Raw genomic sequence first — 15,903 nt, forward strand, 5'->3', positions numbered from 1 at the left:
TGCTCCTGGATGTGCTTGTCGTGCAAGGCCAAAGGGCCGGAGCGCAGCAGCGCCCCGGCCCTTCACAGTGGTGCGCTGGCTTAGAGCTTGCCGGCGCCGACCCCGTTGATCATGACCTCGTCGGGCGTCAGCTCGTACTTCTCGGCGTCGTAGGCCGCGAAGACCTTGCTGTACTCGCCGTTGTCCATGATCTGGCGCACGGCCTCCATCATGGCTTCCTGCAGCTCGGTGTCGCCCTTGGTGAAGGCCATGCCGTAGATCGACGGCAGCACCTGCACGTCGTGGACCTCGAACACGGCCCCGTCGTTGAGGGCCTTGGCCGCGTAGCGCTGGATCAGGTCGATGCCGAGCAGCACCTCGATCTGGCCCGACTGCAGCTGGGCGGTCGCACCCGAGGAGGTGTCGTAGAGGCGCAGGTCCATGGGGTTACCCGCTGCCTTGCAGTCCTCGGCGAAGTTCTCGAGGAAGATCTGGATGCCGCCGCCAGCGATCGTGCCGACCACGTGCCCGCACATGTCCTCGGGTTCGTTGAGCTCGATGTTCTTCGACTTGAGGGTCATGGGGCTCGCGGCGGAGCGCATGTAGGACGCGAGGTCGACGACCGCTTCCGTGTCGGCGTTGTCGTAGGTTGCGCCCCAGACCATGTCGACCTTGCCGGCCTGCAGCGCGGCGATCTGGCCCGTGTAGGGGGTGTCGACGATGTCGATGTCGATGCCGAGCATGGGCTCGGCGGCCATCGCGAGTTCGGGAATGAGGCCCGACCACTTGCCCTCGGCGGCGGCCGAGTAGGGGGGAGCGGTGCTCGCCATCGCGATGCGGACGACGCCGCTGTCCTTGAATTCCTGCGGCAGGAGGTCGTAGGCGGGTGCGTCGGTGTTGCCCGCGGCGGGGGCGGAATCGGCTTCGCTGGCGTCTCCCGAGGAGCAGCCGACGAGGAGGGCTGCTGCTGCGAGGAACGCGGGGACGGCGAGGCGGCGACTGAAGGAGGCCATGGTGTCTACTTCCTTGTAGGGGTGATTCTGCTAGGTGGATATTGATTCCATGGCTAGGAAATCAGGCTCTAGAAGATAAATCCAATCAACATTTCTTCATGTCTAGATTAGCGAGATCGATTCAGCGGAGGGCTTCGACGATGGTTCGCCGAAACCAGTCGAACTCGGCAGAGGGCAACTCCCGCCGGATCGTGTAGAGCGCGATCTCACTCACGGGCACCTCGAAGGGCAGCGGAAAGGTGCGCACCCCGCCCTGCCGCACGAGCCGGTTCGCCACGCTCGTGGGTGCATAGGAGAGCAGGTCGGTGCCCTCCATGAGGCTCGGGAGGGCGGAGAAGGTCGGCACGACAAGGGCGACGGTGCGCTGCACGCCGAGTTCTCGCACCTTCTGGTCGAGGGCCGTGTGCCCCGTGGAGATCGCCACCGTCACGTGCTTCTCCGCCTCATACTCCGCGAGCGTCGGGTGCTCCCCGATGCGTGGGTGATCAACGGGGCAGATGCCGATGTAGCGCTGCTTGAAGAGGGACTCGCGCAGGAGATCCGGTGCGTCGAGCCGGGTCGAGAAGATCGCGGCATCCGTGCTGCCCGCCCGCAGCTCCTGCACGATGCTCGGCAAATTCAGGAGTTCGACCTCGAGGGCGACATGCGGTGCCTCGCTGCGGATGCGGTGCAGGATGCGGGGGAGCAGGCCGCTGATGCCGACATCCGTCATCCGCAGCCTGAAATGGCGCCGCGACGTTGCGGGCGAGAAGGTGGCAGAACTCGCCATGATCTCGTCCATCGACTCGAGGATGCGGCGAAGCCGTGGGTAGATCTCGTCGGCTACCGGGGTGGCTTCGAGCCGCTGGCCGTTCCGCTGGAAGAGCACATCGCCGAAGTGGTTGCGCAGTTTGCGCAGCGTGTAGCTGACGGAGGGCTGGCTGATCGACATGCGTTCCGCCGCGAGCGTCGCGCTGCCCGTCTCATAGATGAGTACGAACACCCGGAGCATCCCGATGTCATAGGCCGCCATGTACCCCAGCCTAATAGACGGCATCTATGACCCGATTGACATTTCCTCTTCGCGCATACCGCTCCCTAGTGTGGATCCACTACCCGCACGCGGGTGGATGCACCAGCGTTTTTCAGACCAAGGAAGTTCGATGACGACGATCCGCGAGGCAACCTACGAGCTGCTCCGTCAGCACGGCATGACGACGATGTTCGGCAACCCCGGATCGAACGAGCTGACGTTCCTCAACGAGTTCCCCGAAGACTTCCGCTACGTCATGGGCCTGCACGAGGGCAGCGTCCTGGCGATGGCAGACGGCTATGCCCAGGTCACGGGCACCTCGCCGCTCGTGAGCCTTCACTCCGCTGCCGGCACTGGCACCTCCATGGGAGTGCTTGCCAACACGGTGGTCTCGAAGTCCCCGGTGGTCGTGCTCTCGGGCCAGCAGGTGCGAGACATGATCGGCCAGGAGATCATGGTTGCGAGCACCGAGGCCGCACAGCTCCCCAAGCCGCTCACCAAGTTCAGTGCCGAGCCGCTCTCGCCGAAGGATGTCGTGCGCACGATCGCGCAGGCGATCCACATCGCGAACATGCACCCCAAGGGGCCGGCGCACATCTCGGTGCCCTACGACGACTGGGATCAGCCGAGCGACGAGAATACACCCCTCACGGTGCAGCGGCGGGTTGTCGACGCGACCGCCCTGTCGGACTCGCAACTCGCTGAGCTCGCCGCCCGTATTGACGCCGCAACGTCCCCCGTTCTGGTGCTCGGCCCCGAGGTCGACGCGACTCATTCCAACGCTGACGCCGTGCGGCTCGCCGAGCGACTGGGCGCACCAGCGTGGATCGCACCCTCGCCGCCGCGCTGTCCGTTCCCCACGACGCATCCGCTCTTCGCGGGCCTGCTGCCGCCGAACATCGCGGGCATCGCCGAGCTGCTCTCCGGCCACGACCTCGTGATCGTCGTCGGAGCACCCGTCTTCCGCTATCACCACGACCGCCCGGGGCGCTACCTCGCGGAAGGCTCAAGCCTCGTGCACATCTCGCAGGACCCGGCTGAGATCGCCCGGGCCCCCTTCGGCGACTCCTTCCTCGCGCCCGTCGCCGATACTCTCGCGCGACTCCCGGAGACCGTCGCGCCCAAGGAGACGCCGGCCTCTGCGCGCGCAGAGCGCACTCCCGGCGTCGACCGCGAAGACCGGATGCACCCCGACACCGTCTTCCGCGCCATCACCGAGCTCGCGCCCGACGACGCCGTGCACGTCGTCGAGTCGACGTCGACCGCCGACTCGTTCTGGAACACCGTGCGGCTGGAGTCACAGGGTTCGTACTACTCGGCCGCAGCTGGAGGCCTCGGCTTCGGGCTCCCCGCCGCTGTCGGCATCCAGTTGGCCAATCCTCAGCGCCGCGTCGTAGCCTCAATCGGTGACGGATCCGCCAACTTCGGTATCACCGGGCTCTGGTCAGCGGCCCAGCAGAACACGCCGGTCGTCTTCGTGATCCTTCGCAACGACACCTACGGCGCGATGGTCAATTTCAACAAGCGACTGGGGACCAACAACACCCCCTCGGTCGAGCTCCCTGGCATCGACTTCGTTCAAGTGGCCGCAGGGTACGGCGTACCCGCCGAACTCGCCACCACCGAGGCGGAACTTCGCCTCGCCCTCACGCGCGCCTTCGCCTCCGATGGCCCGACGCTCATCGAAGCGCGCACCTTTCACGACTGAGATCTGACACTGAGAACAGGAACATCACCATGAAGATCACGATCGAGAACCTGCAGCTCCGCTACGGCAAGTTCACCGCGATTGACGACATGCAGCTGGAGATCGGCGACCGGGAGTCGGTCGTGCTGCTCGGCAAGTCGGGCTGTGGCAAGACCAGCACGATGCGCTGCATCGCGGGACTCGAGGAGCCCACCGCGGGCCGCATCACGATCGGCGACACGGTCGTCTTCGACGCGGAAAAGGGCATCAACCTGCCGCCCAACAAGCGCAACGTGGGCATGGTCTTCCAGTCCTACGCCGTGTGGCCGCACATGACGGTGTTCCAGAACGTTGCGTACTCCCTCAAGCTGCAGAAGCTTCCCAAGGATGAGATCAAGACCCGCGTCATGGAGACGCTGGAGCTCGTCGGCCTGGAGGCTTTCGCGGAGCGTGGCGCGAGCCTCCTCTCGGGTGGTCAGATGCAGCGCGTCGCCCTCGCTCGCAGCCTCGTGATGCGTCCCTCCGTGCTGCTGCTCGACGAGCCGCTCTCCAACCTCGACGCTCGCCTCCGCGACCGCCTGCGCATCGAGCTCCGCGAGATCCAGCTGCAGATGGGGCTCACGACGGTCTACGTCACGCACGACCAGCAGGAGGCCTTCGCGCTCGCCGACCGGATCGCACTCATGCAGGACGGCATCATCGTGCAGATGGACAAGCCGACCGCCATGTACAACGAGCCGGTCAGCGCCTCGATCGCCCACTTCCTTGGCGTCTCCAACGTGCTGCCCGTGACGGCCTCGGCCGACGGCAACTTCACGCTGACGGATGCGCCGCTCACCGTGACCACGAGCCAGACGCGTCCGGCGCCCGGTGCGCAGGACCTCAAGGCATGCATCCGCAGCGAAGACCTCAAGCTCGCGCGAGCGGGTGTCGCGGGCGCCAACTCGTGGGAGGGCATCGTGCGCGTCGCGAGCTTCCAGGGCAGCAGCATCCGTTACGCCGTCGAGGTCGGCGACGTGGCCCTCGACGTCGTCGCCCCCAAGGGTTCGGATGACTTCGCCGTCGGTGACACCGCCTGGGTGACCGTCAGCCCGGCCGCCGTGCAGGTGCTCCCCGAGGCCGTGGCCAAGCGCGCCGACCTCACCGTCGGGGCGGTGGCGGCATGACCTACACGCTCCCGCCCAGCGAGCAGCAGGATGAGCAGTCCACTCGCGCGGTCGCCACGAGTCGTGGTGTCGAGTCGCCGGCCGCCAAGGGCCGCAACCGTGGCCGCATCGCCTTGAAGAACCTCCGTCGCGAGATCCCGTCGGGCGTGCTCGCGATCATGTTCATCTTCTTGATCGTGCTGCCGATGATCTTCATCATCATCGCGGCGTTCTCGACCGCCGTGCCGCGCCCCGGCAACCCAGATGTCGGAACCTTCACCTGGGAGAACTTCGCGATCCTCGGCACCGAGCGGGGCGTGCAGAGCATCATCAACTCGATGATCATCGGCACCGGCGCCGGGCTCCTCTCCCTCATCATCGGTGCGCTGCTCGCCTTCATTGCGGCGCGCACGGATGCTCCGTGGAAGCGCTTCATCTACATCGCCGGCATCGCCCCGATGTTCCTCCCCGCCCTCGTGGGTGCCCTCGCGTGGTCGATCCTCGCGAGCCCCACCTCGGGTCACCTCACACTGTTCCTGAGGGACATCGGCCTCGGCGGCGGAATCAACATCTACTCCTACGGCGGCATCATCTTCGTGTTGGGGCTGTACTACGCGCCCTACACGTTCATGCTGACCTACAGCTCCTTCGCGATGATGAACGCCGACCTCGAGGAGGCGGCCTCGGTGCACGGCGCCGGGCTGCGCAAGCTCTTCGGCAGCGTGACCCTGCCCCTCGCCGTGCCAGCCCTCGCGGGTGCCGCCATCCTGAGCTTCACGCTCGCGATGGAGAACTTCCCCGTCAACGCGATCCTCGGCAACCCCGCCGGCATCGAGACACTGCCGACCTACATCTACGGCCTCATGGTCGGCGACCCGCAGCCGAACGCTGCCGCGGCGATCGCGATCGCGCTGACCGCGGCGGTTGTCATCGTCACGGTCATCCAGCAGCGGGTGGTCAACCGCAAGCGCTTCACGACGCTGACGGGCAAGGGCAACCGCCCGCGCCCCGTGCCCCTGCGCGGCCTGCGCTGGGTCGCGACGGGCTTCGCGGTGCTCTACTTCACCCTCTCCGTCGCCATGCCGATGATTGCGCTCGTGCTCACGGCCACGTCGAAGAACGTCTACATCAACCGCTTCATGGACCTCTTCGAGGGCTTCTCCTTCGACCGCATCGCGCAGGCAATCGGGCAGAGCGACTTCCGCGAGTCGACGATGAACTCGATCATCATGGCCGTCGCCGCCGCGATCATCGGAACGCTCATCGCGTTCCTTGCCTCCTACGTGCGCTACCGCAGCACCTCCCGCCTCGGGCAGCTGCTCGAGCAGATCGCCATGTCGCCCCTCGCAATCCCGCAGGTCGTGCTCGGTATGGGCATCCTGTGGGTGTGGCTGAGCCTGCCGTTCCCCGTGTACGGCACGATCGCGCTGCTCGTTATCGCGACACTCGCGGTCAACATGCCGCAGGGCTACCGCAGTATCTCGTCGTCGATGCTGCAGCTCGACGGTGACCTCGAGAACAGCGCCGTGATGCTCGGTGCCGGCCGCATGCGCGCGGTGCGCAACGTCACGATCCCGCTCATGCGGACGGGCATCGTGTCGACGCTGCTCCTGCTGCTGATGCTCGGCCTGCGTGAGATGAGCGCCATCCTGTTCCTCTACACGTCCGACACCCGGGTGCTCTCGATCCTTGTCTTCCACAGCTTCGAGAACGGCAGCATCAGCTACTCCGCGGCCATCAGCCTCGTCTTCGTGCTCCTCATCGCCGTCGTGGCGATCGCCACCCAGGTGATCGGTATCCGCGAGCGGAAGTTCAAGGACGCATCCCTGTAGGCGGCAGTGACGCCTTCTACCCCCACCAAGAAAGGAAACAGCATGCGAATCAGGAACACCGCATTCGCCTCGATCGCCATTGCCGCGCTCGCCCTCACGGGCTGCGCGAGTGGCGACTCTGACTCGGTCGTCAGTGGTGACGCCGACGTCAACGTCGAGGACGGCCTGGTCATCGACGGCGAGCTCATCGCCGACAAGGAGACCTACGAGGCAGCCAAGGAGCAGACCCTCTCGCTCTACACGGGCTACCAGGACGCCAACCAGAAGGCCTTCAACGACGCCTTCACCGCCGACACGGGCATCAAGGTCGAGTACGTGCGCGACGTCACTAACAAGCTCAGCGAGCGTGTGCTCTCTGAGCACGGTGCCGGCCGCCTGCCCGCCGACGTCATCATCACCTCCGACTACAAGGTCGCCAACGAGTTCGGCGAGGCGGGCATCTGGGAGTCGTACACCCCGCTGCCCATCGAGGGTGAGGACGAGCTGCAGCACAACGGCGGCGACTTCACGACCTTCGCGAACGTCGCGGTCACCTTTGCCTACAACACGCAGCTCGTGTCTGAAGAGGACGCGCCGAAGTCGTGGATGGACCTGCTCGACCCGGCCAACGAGGGCAAGATCGGCCTCACGACCGGCACCGCCGGTGGCTCGTCCATCGCGCTGAACCGCTTCATCCAGGAGGAGGTCGACCCCGACTACTGGACCAAGATGGCGGCCCTCAAGCCGACGGTCTTCGACAGCGGCGGCCAGCGCCAGGAGGCGCTCGCGCGTGGCGAGCTCAACGTCGCGACCGCGGGTACGGCATCCGTCAACGTTGCTGTGACGCAGGACAACGCGCCGATCATGATGGTCGTGCCCGAGGAGGGGCTCGTGCTCTTCAGCTTCTTCGCTGGCAAGGTTGCCGACGCGAAGAATTCCGAGGCAGCCGAGGTGTTCCTCAACTACGCGCTCTCGAAGCGTGGCCAGTCGGCCATCTCGCAGGTCGGTGACTACGCGGCCCGCGCCGACGTCGACCCGCCCGTCTCGGCCGGCATCGACCTGCCGCCGCTCGACTCCGACCAGGTGTGGGTCATGCCCGCCGAGTCTGAGCTTGAGTACGGCGCGGCTGACGCGGAGATCTGGAAGTCCGCTTTCGGTCGCTAAGTAGCAGCACTCCTGAACTCGGGAGCCCGGCACACGGTGTCGGGCTCCCGAGTCCTGTGTTCCGTCTCATCTTCGGCAGTCAGGAGAGCCTGTGTCAGCAGTAGCCGGTGCACCCCGCGGGGGCGCCCTGAGCGCGTTTCGCCACCGCAGTTACTCGATTTTCTGGGTGGGCGCGCTCATCTCGAGCACGGGCACGTGGCTCGGCAACCTCACGGTGCCCTACGTGCTCTACCAGATGACCGGCAGCGCCGTGTGGGTGGGCGTCGCCGCGGCGGCACAGTTCGGCCCGGCCTTCGTGCTCTCGCCGCTGGGCGGCTCCCTCGCCGACAACCGGGACCGGCGGATGCTGCTGCTCTGGACGCAGGCGGGTCTCGGTGTCATCACCCTGCTCATGTGGTTGCAGTGGGCCTCGGGGTTCCATGTGCCCGTCGTGCTGGTGGGGCTCCTGACGCTCTTCGGCATCCTGAACGGCATCAATAACCCGGCGTGGCAGTCGCTCGTCAACGACCTCGTGCCGCGGGAGGATGTCGTCTCGGCGGTCACGCTGAACTCGCTGCAGTTCAATCTCGCCCGCGCGCTCGGACCCGCGATCGCCGGCGTGCTGCTCGCGACGCTGGGGGCGACGTGGGCCTTCTTCTTCAACGCGCTCTCCTTCGTGATCGTGGTCGTGACCCTGCTCTTCGTGCGGCCGCATATCTCGCGCATCCTCGTGCCGGTCGGCGGCGGCTTCGCCTCCCAGTGGCGTGACGCGATCGCCTACATGGCCCGGAGTCGCGCGATGCTCCTCGCGATCGCGCTGTGCTGCGTCGTCGGCCTGCTCGGCAACCCGATCTTCACCTTCACGGTCGTCTTCGCCGAGACGGTCTTCGAGACCGGCCCCGTCGGCATGGGGATGCTGACGGCATCCCTCGGCATCGGTGCGGTGCTCTTCGCGATCTTCCAGTCCGTCATCCGCGGTCGCGGCGGGTCGTTCGGGCGTCGCGCGGCGACCGCGCTCGTCGCGCTCGGCGTGGCCCTCATCATCATGGGACTCGTGCCGACCCTCGGGTGGGGCATCGCGGCGGGGCTTGCGGTGGGCGCGGCGTTCCTTGCGGCGTTCGCGACGCTCAACAGCGCCATCCAGCTCATGGCCGCCGATCACCTGCGCGGCCGGGTCATGGCCGCCCGTCACATGGTCTTTTCGGCATCGATCGCGGTGGGCGTGCTCGTGTCGGGCGTGCTGGCGGAGGAATGGGGCGTGCAACTCGCCACGATCATCTTCGGTGCTGGCCTCATCGCGATCGCCGCGATCGTGATGCTCGTGCCGGGTCTGGGGTTCCGCCTGCTCGATGAGGCGGATGCCGACCCGCGGGATGTGCCGCCGCTCGACCCGGAAACGTAGCGCCGCGGCATCCGCCGCTGCGCGGGCGACCCGGCCCGCGCCCATTGAGTGGGAATCGCATTCTGTCCCCTAGAATCGCAGCATGTCCGAGCAACCCGAGCGGGACCAGCCTGCCTACCCCATCGGCTCCGTCGACAAGGCCCTTCGCCTTCTCATGCTTGTCGCTGAACGTCCCGGCGGTGTGCGCATCGGTGAGGCGGCAGCCGCCCTCGGTGTCGCCGCGTCGACCGCGCACCGGCTGCTGCAGATGCTTGCGCTGCACGGCTTCGCGCGGCAGGACCCCGCGACCAAGGTCTACCACCCGGGCGACGCCATCGATCGCCTGACGAACCCCATCGAGCGGGTCCGGCAGTTGGCGCTGCCGCTGCTGCGCGAGCTCGTCGAGGAGTGCGGCGAGACCGTGCACCTCGCGGCGCTCGAGGATGGCGCGGCGGCCCGCACCCTCTTCTCGGTGGAGAGCCCGCACCTGCTGCGGGTCGGCGACCGTTCGGGCCACACGCAGCCTGCCCACCTGAGTGCCATGGGGCGCGTGCTGCTGTCAGACAGCGACCCCGCGGAGGTCGCCAAGGCGGTGCGCGCGGCCGGCTCGGAGGCGGATGTCGCGGCGATCGAGCAGCACTTCGCGGCCATCGCCGAGAGTGGCTACATGCAACAGCACGGTGAGGTCGAGTCGGGCGTCAGCGCCCTCGCGGTGCCCGTGCGCGGCGCCTCTGGCGCGGTCGAGTACGCGATCGGCGTCACCTACCCGACCGGTCGCATCCCGGCGGATGCCGTGCCCGAGCTGGCAGAGTCCATGAAACGAGCAGCGGCGCAGCTCGAGAACGAGCTGCGCCGCTGAGGCTCCTGGCTGTCGCCTAGGCCGGGTAGTTCCGCACCTTCGGCGCCTTGTCGAGGGGCATGAACATCCAGTCGAGGTTCGAGAAGTCCTTCGGGTCGTGGTCCTTGAAGGCGTAGTTGCGGATCTCGCGACCGATGCCCTCGATGTGGAACAGCTCGCCGGCAACGCGCGCGAGGCGCTGGATGTTGTTGGCGTGCACGACACGGCGGTCCTGGTATTCCGCGAAGGCATCGGAGGTGTTCTCCGAGCTCAGCAGCGCGCCGGCCATCGCGATCGAGTCGTCGAGTGACTGCGCGCCACCCTGCGCGAGGTACTGCACCATGGCGTGGGCCGCGTCGCCGATGAGGGCGACGTTGCCGTCCACCCAGTTCTCGGCGGGCTCGCGGTCGTACATGGGCCAGCGGATGTCGCGGCTCAGGTACTTGCCGGCGTTCTGCACGCTCTCGCAGCAGACCGAGAAGCGGGCGTCGAGTTCCTCGGGCGTGCCCCAGTTGTCGTGGTCGGGGCTGTAGCTGTCGGACTTGAAGACGGCGACGTTGTTGTAGACCTTGCCGTTGCGCAGCGGGTACTGGATGAGGTGCATGTTGGGGCCGAGCCAGCAGAGCACGGAGGGCGAGGAGGTGATGTCCTCGCCGACGATCTCGGTGGGCACGGTGCCGCGGTAGGCGACGTACTTGGTGGGCACGAGCTCGTCGCCGATGATCGCGTCACGCAGCGGCGAACGGATGCCGTCGGCGCCGATGACCGCGTTGGCCAGGTAGGTCTGGCCCTTGAGGGTCGTGACGAGCACCTTGCCGTCGGGCTGGTTGACGGCGCTGACGACCTCGCGGTCGGTCTCGACCTCGACGATGCCGCTCTCGCGGCATCCCTCGAGGAGGGAGCTGTGGAGGTCGGCGCGGTGTGCGACGACGTAGGGGTAGCCGTAGTGCTTCACGAACTCGTCACCGAGGTCGATGATGCCGATCGTCTTGCCCGTGACGGCGTCGAGGTAGACCTTGCGCTCGGGGAAGACGGCATCCTTCAGCACCTTGTCGAGCACGCCGAGGCTGTCGAGTGCCGAGAGGGCGTTGGGGGCGAGCTGGATGCCGGCACCCACCTCGCCAAGTTCGGGAGCGCGCTCCAGGACGTGCACCTTGCGACCTCCCCGGGCGAGTCCGAGTGCGGTGGCGAGGCCGGCGATGCCGGCGCCGGAGACCAGGACATCGACTTCGGTGGGCTGTTCTGACATGGGCCCTAACTCCTTGGGACGGGCCGACACGGTGTGAGTCGGCGTTCGGTTCAATTCTGTAAGAAAGAATGTGATTCGGTATGCCAGAATAGATACCGCACGCCGGGTTCGTCAACCGGGCAGCGAAAACCTCGTCTCAGCAGGTGAGAGCATGCCTTCACCTCAGGACGACTCGCGCCTACGCTGACCCCGAACGATCGAGAGTTGGGAGATCCATCGTGACCACCACCCCCGCAGCCGACGAGAGGTCGGGTGATTCGGCGCCCCGCCGCGGTCCCCTCGAAGACCTCAAGGTCATCGACATAGCAACCCTCTTCGCGGGCCCGAGCGCCGCGACGATCTTCGCCGACTTCGGCGCCGACGTGCTCAAGGTCGAGCACCCCACGCGCCCCGACGGTGCCCGCACCCACGGCAAGAGCAAGGACGGCAAGGGCCTCTGGTGGCTCATGCTCGGCCGCAACAAGCGCACCGCCACCCTCAACCTCTCGAACCCCGAGGGCAAGGAGGTCTTCCTGCGTCTCGTGCGTGACGCCGACATCGTGATCGAGAACTTCCGCCCCGGCACCCTCGAGAAGTGGGGCCTCGACTACGAGACCCTCTCCGCCGAGAACCCCGGCCTCATCCTCGTGCGCATCACGGGCTTCGGGCAGACCGGCCCCATGTCGCGCCGCCCCGCCTACGGCACGCTCGCGGAGGCCATGAGCGGCTTCGCATTCTCGACGGGCCAGCCCGACGGGCCGCCCACGCTGCCGCCGCTCGCGCTCGCCGACAACATCGCGGGCCTCGCCGCCGCGATCGCGACCCTCACCGCCGTGCACAACCGCACGCGCACGGGCAAGGGCCAGGTCATCGACCTCGCGATCATCGAGCCGATCCTCGCGATGCTCGGCCCGCAGCTGCTCGCCTACGACCAGCTCGGCTACATCACGCGCCGCTCGGGCAACCGTTCCGAGAACAACGCGCCCCGCAACACCTACCTGACGGCCGATGACCACTGGGTCGCGATCTCGTCGAGCTCGACCTCGATCGCGGAGCGCGTCATGCGCCTCGTGGGCCGCGCCGACATGGTCGACGAGCCCTGGTTCGGCTCCGGCGTCGAGCGGGCCAAGCGCGCCGACGAGATCGACGGCGCCGTCGCCGACTGGATCCGCGCCCGCCCCATGGGCGAGGTCATCGCCGAGTTCGAGAAGGCGGAGGCGGCGATCGCCCCCGTCTACGACATGTCGCAGGTGATCGAAGACCCACAGCTCAACCACATCGGCACGATCGCCGCCGTGGACGATCCCAACCTCGGCCGGGTGCGCATGCAGAACGTGCTCTTCCGCATGTCGGAGACGCCAGGTGGCATCCGCCACACGGGTCGCGGGCACGGCGCCGACACCGACGAGGTGCTCGCCGGGCTCGGCTACAGCGCCGAGGAGATCGCGCGACTCCGCGAGGAGGGCGCCGTCTGATGTCCGCCGACTGGGAACTCGCACTCGCCTGGCTCTATGTGCCGGCGACGCGCACCGATCGCTTCGCGAAGGCCGCGGCATCCGCTGATGGTGTCGTGATCGACCTCGAGGATGCCGTGCACGCCGACGAGAAGGCCGCCGCCCGTGCGGGCCTCGACGCCGCCGTCGGTGATGGCCTCGGAGTGCCCACCGTCGTGCGCGTGAACGCACCCTCGACCGAGCACTTCGACGCCGACATCGCGGCCGTGACGCCGCTCGTGCGGCGCGGGGCCGTCTCGGCCATCCGCGTCGCCAAGGTCGACAGCGCCGACGAAGCCCGCCGTGCCGCCGAAGCGACCGCCCACTGGGGCATCGAGCGCCGGCTCATCGTGCAGCTCGAGACCGCGCGCGCCATCCGTGACGCCCATGAGATCGCCGCCGTCGAGGGCGTGCACTCGCTCATGCTGGGCGAGGCCGACCTGCGCGCCGACCTCGGCCTGGGCCGCGACCTCGCGAGCGCCGACGGCCTGCTGCTCTCGCGCCTCACGGTCGTGCTCGCGGCACGCGCCGCCGGGCTCCCCTCGCCCCTCGCGAGCGCCTTCGTCAACGTCACCGACACGGATGCCCTCGCCGCCGACTGCGCACGGCAGCGTGAGCTCGGCTTCCGTGGCCGCAGCTGCATCCACCCCAAGCAGGTCGAGACGGTGCGTGCCGCGTTCCAGCCGAGCGCGGCCGACGTCGAGTGGGCACGCTCCGTGCTCGAGCGCGCCGAGGGCATGGACACCTCGGGCAGCGGCGTCGCAACCCTCGCCGACGGCTCCTTCATCGACATGCCTGTCATCCGCCAGGCCCAGACCATCGCGGCCCTCGCCGAAAGGAGCGCATCGTGACCTCGCGACTGCACCACGGCACGCGTGCCAACGGCTCGCGCGTCGAGATCGTCGACCTCGGCCACCAGCTGCACCAGGCCATCCCCACCTCGCCCAGCCACCCGGGCTACCGGCACGCCCTCATGCGTCGCCACGGCGACAGTGTGCGCGTCGACGGCACCTCCGGCGCCAACGACATGCTCTTCCTCGGCACCCACACGGGCACGCACGTCGACGCGCTCTCCCACATCAGCGCCGACGGGATGCTGCATGACGGTGTCAGCGCCGAGGAGGCGCAGAGCACCGGCCGCTTCACGAGCCACGGCGTCGAGACCATTGGCCCGGCGATCGTGCCGGGCGTGCTGCTCGACGTGCCGCGTGCGCTCGGGGTGCAGCGGCTTGATCCCGCGCATCCGGTGACCGCTGACGACCTCGCGGCGGCCGCGGCACTCCTGCCCGACGGTGAGGACTCGGTGCCCAAGGGTGCCGCGCTGCTCGTGCGCACCGGCTGGACCCAGCTCTGGGAACAGGGTGCCGCCTTTGTCGGCCACGACTCGGGCGTGCCCGGCCCCAACCTCGACGGCGGCACCTGGCTTGCCGGCCACGAGCCGCGCTTCGTCGGCAGCGACACGACCGCCTTCGAGCACATCCCCGCGGGGGAGGGCCACGCGCGCCTCCCCGTGCACCGCCTCATGCTCGTCGAGCAGGGCGTGCCCATTATCGAGATGCTCAACCTCGAGGCGCTCGCCGAGCGTGGCGAGCGCATCTTCGACTTCATCCTCTCCCCCCTGCCCCTCCTGGGCGCGACCGGTTCGCCCGTTCGCCCCATGGCCGTCTTCGAGGTGACCGAATGACCGACGTGACAACCCTCAGCGCTCGACTTGCCGAGTTCGCGGTGGCGACCGCCGCCGAGCTGCCGCAGCGCATCGCCGACGACTCGCGCGATCGCCTCATCGACACGGTCGGCATCTCCATCGCGGCCCGCGACACCGAGCCCGTGCAGGCCGCCGTCGCCCTCGCCCGCGAGTGGGGTGGCAACCCGCAGGCCACGCTCCTCGGCTTCGCCGACCGCGTGCCGGCGCCGACCGCCGCGCTCGTCAACGGCACGGCCGCCCATGCACTGGACTTCGACGACACGCACCTGCCCTCGATCCTGCACCCCAGCGCATCCGCCGTTCCCGCCGCGCTCGCCGCAGCCGAGGTGGCGGATGTCGACGGCCGCACCCTGCTCGCCGCCGTCGCCGCCGGCAACGAGATCGCGATCCGACTGGGCAACGCGGCGGACGACCCCGAGCTCGGCAACAATGTCTTCTTCGAGCGCGGCATCCACGCGACCTCCCTCTGTGGCGCGATCGGTTCCGCTGCGGCCGCGGCGGTCGCCCTCGGACTGGACGCCGCGACCACGCGTCACGCACTCGGCATCGCCGCCAGCATGGGCAGCGGCATCCTGGAAGCCAATCGCAACGGCGGCTCGGTCAAGCGCGTGCACTGCGGATGGGCCGCCCACGCGGGGGTCACGGCAGCACAGTTCGCACGCCAGGGCATCACGGCACCCGACACCGTGCTCGAGGGTCGCTTCGGCTTCTTCCAGGCGTTCACGGGCCTGCACCCCATCGACGAGGGCTTCATGGCGGGCCTCGGCGAGGAGTGGGAGCTCGACAAGTGCTTCATCAAGCCCTATCCGACCAACGTCTTCACCCACACGGGAATCGACGCGGCCATGCTGCTCTCCAAGCGCGGCATCGATATCGACTCGATCGAGCGCATCGACCTCTCCGTGCCGATGTCGGTCACGCGCACGATCGCCGAGCCGCGTGAGGCGAAACTGCGCCCGCAGAGCCCGTACCACGCCCAGTTCAGCGGGCCGCTGACCTTCGCGATGGCCTGGCGGGGCGGCTCCGGCCTGGGGCTCTACCTCGACGACTTCACGCAGGAGGCGCTCGACGACCCCTTCGTGCGCACCCTCTCCGAGAAGGTGCACTACGTGCGTGACGAGGAGGTCGAGTCGCTCTACCCCGAGCGCCTGCCCACGATCGCACGCGTGCACATGGCCGATGGCTCGGTCATCGAGGAGCGGGTCATGGCCAACCTCGGCACCGCGCTGCGTCCCATCCAGCCGGAGCAGGTGCAGCTCAAGTTCGACCTGAACGTGCGCGCGCTCGGCGAGCAGCGCGCGGGCGCCCTGCGCGACGCCATCACGGGCCTCGATGGCGCGGCGAGCGTTCGCAGCGTCTTCAGCGGCCTCGACTTTGCAGAATCCAATTCCGCAGCGTGATACGCGCGCTTTGATCCATCGCGAACCTCCGGTTCGCTTACCGTAACCACCCCTGTAAAGGAGCACCC

The 15,903-nt window shown here is 68.0% G+C and carries 13 protein-coding genes; 10 read left to right on the forward strand and 3 right to left on the reverse strand.

Annotation, left to right across the window (positions count from 1 at the left end):
• Positions 1-80: 80 nt before the first annotated feature.
• Both ACIQK7_RS06215 and ACIQK7_RS06220 read right to left on the reverse strand, forming a co-directional pair.
• Complete coding sequence (locus ACIQK7_RS06215) at positions 81-992, reverse strand: transporter substrate-binding domain-containing protein (protein WP_403022294.1); 912 nt, start codon at positions 990-992, stop codon at positions 81-83.
• 121 nt (positions 993-1,113) lie between these two features.
• Positions 1,114-2,004, reverse strand: coding sequence for a LysR family transcriptional regulator (locus ACIQK7_RS06220; RefSeq protein ID WP_403022296.1), 891 nt, complete (start codon positions 2,002-2,004; stop codon positions 1,114-1,116).
• Positions 2,005-2,134: 130 nt separating this feature from the next.
• On the opposite strand from ACIQK7_RS06220, the gene mdlC reads away from it, so the two are divergent.
• The 6 genes from mdlC (at position 2,135) to ACIQK7_RS06250 (ending at position 10,030) form a co-directional block, all read left to right on the forward strand.
• Complete coding sequence (gene mdlC / locus ACIQK7_RS06225) at positions 2,135-3,712, forward strand: benzoylformate decarboxylase (RefSeq protein WP_403022297.1); 1,578 nt, start codon at positions 2,135-2,137, stop codon at positions 3,710-3,712.
• 29 nt (positions 3,713-3,741) lie between these two features.
• Positions 3,742-4,857, forward strand: coding sequence for an ABC transporter ATP-binding protein (locus ACIQK7_RS06230; RefSeq protein WP_403022299.1), 1,116 nt, complete (start codon positions 3,742-3,744; stop codon positions 4,855-4,857).
• Positions 4,854-6,668: an ABC transporter permease gene (locus ACIQK7_RS06235; protein WP_403022301.1), complete on the forward strand. Its 1,815-nt coding sequence runs from the start codon at positions 4,854-4,856 to the stop codon at positions 6,666-6,668. The genes ACIQK7_RS06230 and ACIQK7_RS06235 overlap by 4 nt, the downstream gene beginning before the upstream one ends.
• A gap of 42 nt (positions 6,669-6,710) precedes the next feature.
• The gene (locus ACIQK7_RS06240) at positions 6,711-7,811 is read left to right on the forward strand and encodes an ABC transporter substrate-binding protein (protein WP_403022302.1); all 1,101 of its coding nucleotides are present in this window, start codon (positions 6,711-6,713) and stop codon (positions 7,809-7,811) included.
• A 91-nt stretch (positions 7,812-7,902) separates the two neighbouring features.
• Positions 7,903-9,192: an MFS transporter gene (locus tag ACIQK7_RS06245; RefSeq protein ID WP_403022304.1), complete on the forward strand. Its 1,290-nt coding sequence runs from the start codon at positions 7,903-7,905 to the stop codon at positions 9,190-9,192.
• A gap of 82 nt (positions 9,193-9,274) precedes the next feature.
• Positions 9,275-10,030 carry an IclR family transcriptional regulator gene (locus ACIQK7_RS06250; RefSeq protein ID WP_403022306.1) on the forward strand — a complete coding sequence of 252 codons (756 nt, stop codon included), beginning with the start codon at positions 9,275-9,277 and terminating at the stop codon, positions 10,028-10,030.
• A gap of 16 nt (positions 10,031-10,046) precedes the next feature.
• On the opposite strand, the gene ACIQK7_RS06255 is transcribed toward ACIQK7_RS06250, so the two are convergent.
• Complete coding sequence (locus ACIQK7_RS06255) at positions 10,047-11,258, reverse strand: FAD-dependent monooxygenase (protein WP_325210026.1); 1,212 nt, start codon at positions 11,256-11,258, stop codon at positions 10,047-10,049.
• A gap of 218 nt (positions 11,259-11,476) precedes the next feature.
• Between ACIQK7_RS06255 and ACIQK7_RS06260 the strand changes: the two genes are divergently transcribed.
• From ACIQK7_RS06260 to ACIQK7_RS06275, 4 genes are read left to right on the forward strand one after another with little or no spacing between them, the layout of a single operon-like run.
• A complete protein-coding gene (locus ACIQK7_RS06260; protein WP_403022308.1) occupies positions 11,477-12,712 on the forward strand; it encodes a CaiB/BaiF CoA transferase family protein in 1,236 nt (411 codons plus the stop codon).
• Positions 12,712-13,581: an HpcH/HpaI aldolase/citrate lyase family protein gene (locus tag ACIQK7_RS06265; protein ID WP_403022310.1), complete on the forward strand. Its 870-nt coding sequence runs from the start codon at positions 12,712-12,714 to the stop codon at positions 13,579-13,581. Before ACIQK7_RS06260 ends, ACIQK7_RS06265 begins: the two co-directional genes overlap by 1 nt.
• A complete protein-coding gene (locus ACIQK7_RS06270; protein WP_403022311.1) occupies positions 13,578-14,414 on the forward strand; it encodes a cyclase family protein in 837 nt (278 codons plus the stop codon). The genes ACIQK7_RS06265 and ACIQK7_RS06270 overlap by 4 nt, the downstream gene beginning before the upstream one ends.
• Positions 14,411-15,835, forward strand: coding sequence for an MmgE/PrpD family protein (locus ACIQK7_RS06275; protein WP_403022313.1), 1,425 nt, complete (start codon positions 14,411-14,413; stop codon positions 15,833-15,835). The genes ACIQK7_RS06270 and ACIQK7_RS06275 overlap by 4 nt, the downstream gene beginning before the upstream one ends.
• Positions 15,836-15,903 lie beyond the last annotated feature (68 nt).

This window comes from Salinibacterium sp. GXW1014 (assembly GCF_044769865.1).
GTDB lineage: Bacteria > Actinomycetota > Actinomycetes > Actinomycetales > Microbacteriaceae > Homoserinimonas.

Bases quoted from the DNA above. Each gene is read 5' to 3' on its own strand.
- ACIQK7_RS06215 (WP_403022294.1), bottom strand. From the start codon at position 992: ATGGCCTCCTTCAGTCGCCGCCTCGCCGTCCCCGCGTTCCTCGCAGCA.
- ACIQK7_RS06220 (WP_403022296.1), bottom strand. From the start codon at position 2,004: ATGGCGGCCTATGACATCGGGATGCTCCGGGTGTTCGTACTCATCTAT.
- mdlC (WP_403022297.1), top strand. From the start codon at position 2,135: ATGACGACGATCCGCGAGGCAACCTACGAGCTGCTCCGTCAGCACGGC.
- ACIQK7_RS06230 (WP_403022299.1), top strand. From the start codon at position 3,742: ATGAAGATCACGATCGAGAACCTGCAGCTCCGCTACGGCAAGTTCACC.
- ACIQK7_RS06235 (WP_403022301.1), top strand. From the start codon at position 4,854: ATGACCTACACGCTCCCGCCCAGCGAGCAGCAGGATGAGCAGTCCACT.
- ACIQK7_RS06240 (WP_403022302.1), top strand. From the start codon at position 6,711: ATGCGAATCAGGAACACCGCATTCGCCTCGATCGCCATTGCCGCGCTC.
- ACIQK7_RS06250 (WP_403022306.1), top strand. From the start codon at position 9,275: ATGTCCGAGCAACCCGAGCGGGACCAGCCTGCCTACCCCATCGGCTCC.
- ACIQK7_RS06255 (WP_325210026.1), bottom strand. From the start codon at position 11,258: ATGTCAGAACAGCCCACCGAAGTCGATGTCCTGGTCTCCGGCGCCGGC.
- ACIQK7_RS06265 (WP_403022310.1), top strand. From the start codon at position 12,712: ATGTCCGCCGACTGGGAACTCGCACTCGCCTGGCTCTATGTGCCGGCG.
- ACIQK7_RS06275 (WP_403022313.1), top strand. From the start codon at position 14,411: ATGACCGACGTGACAACCCTCAGCGCTCGACTTGCCGAGTTCGCGGTG.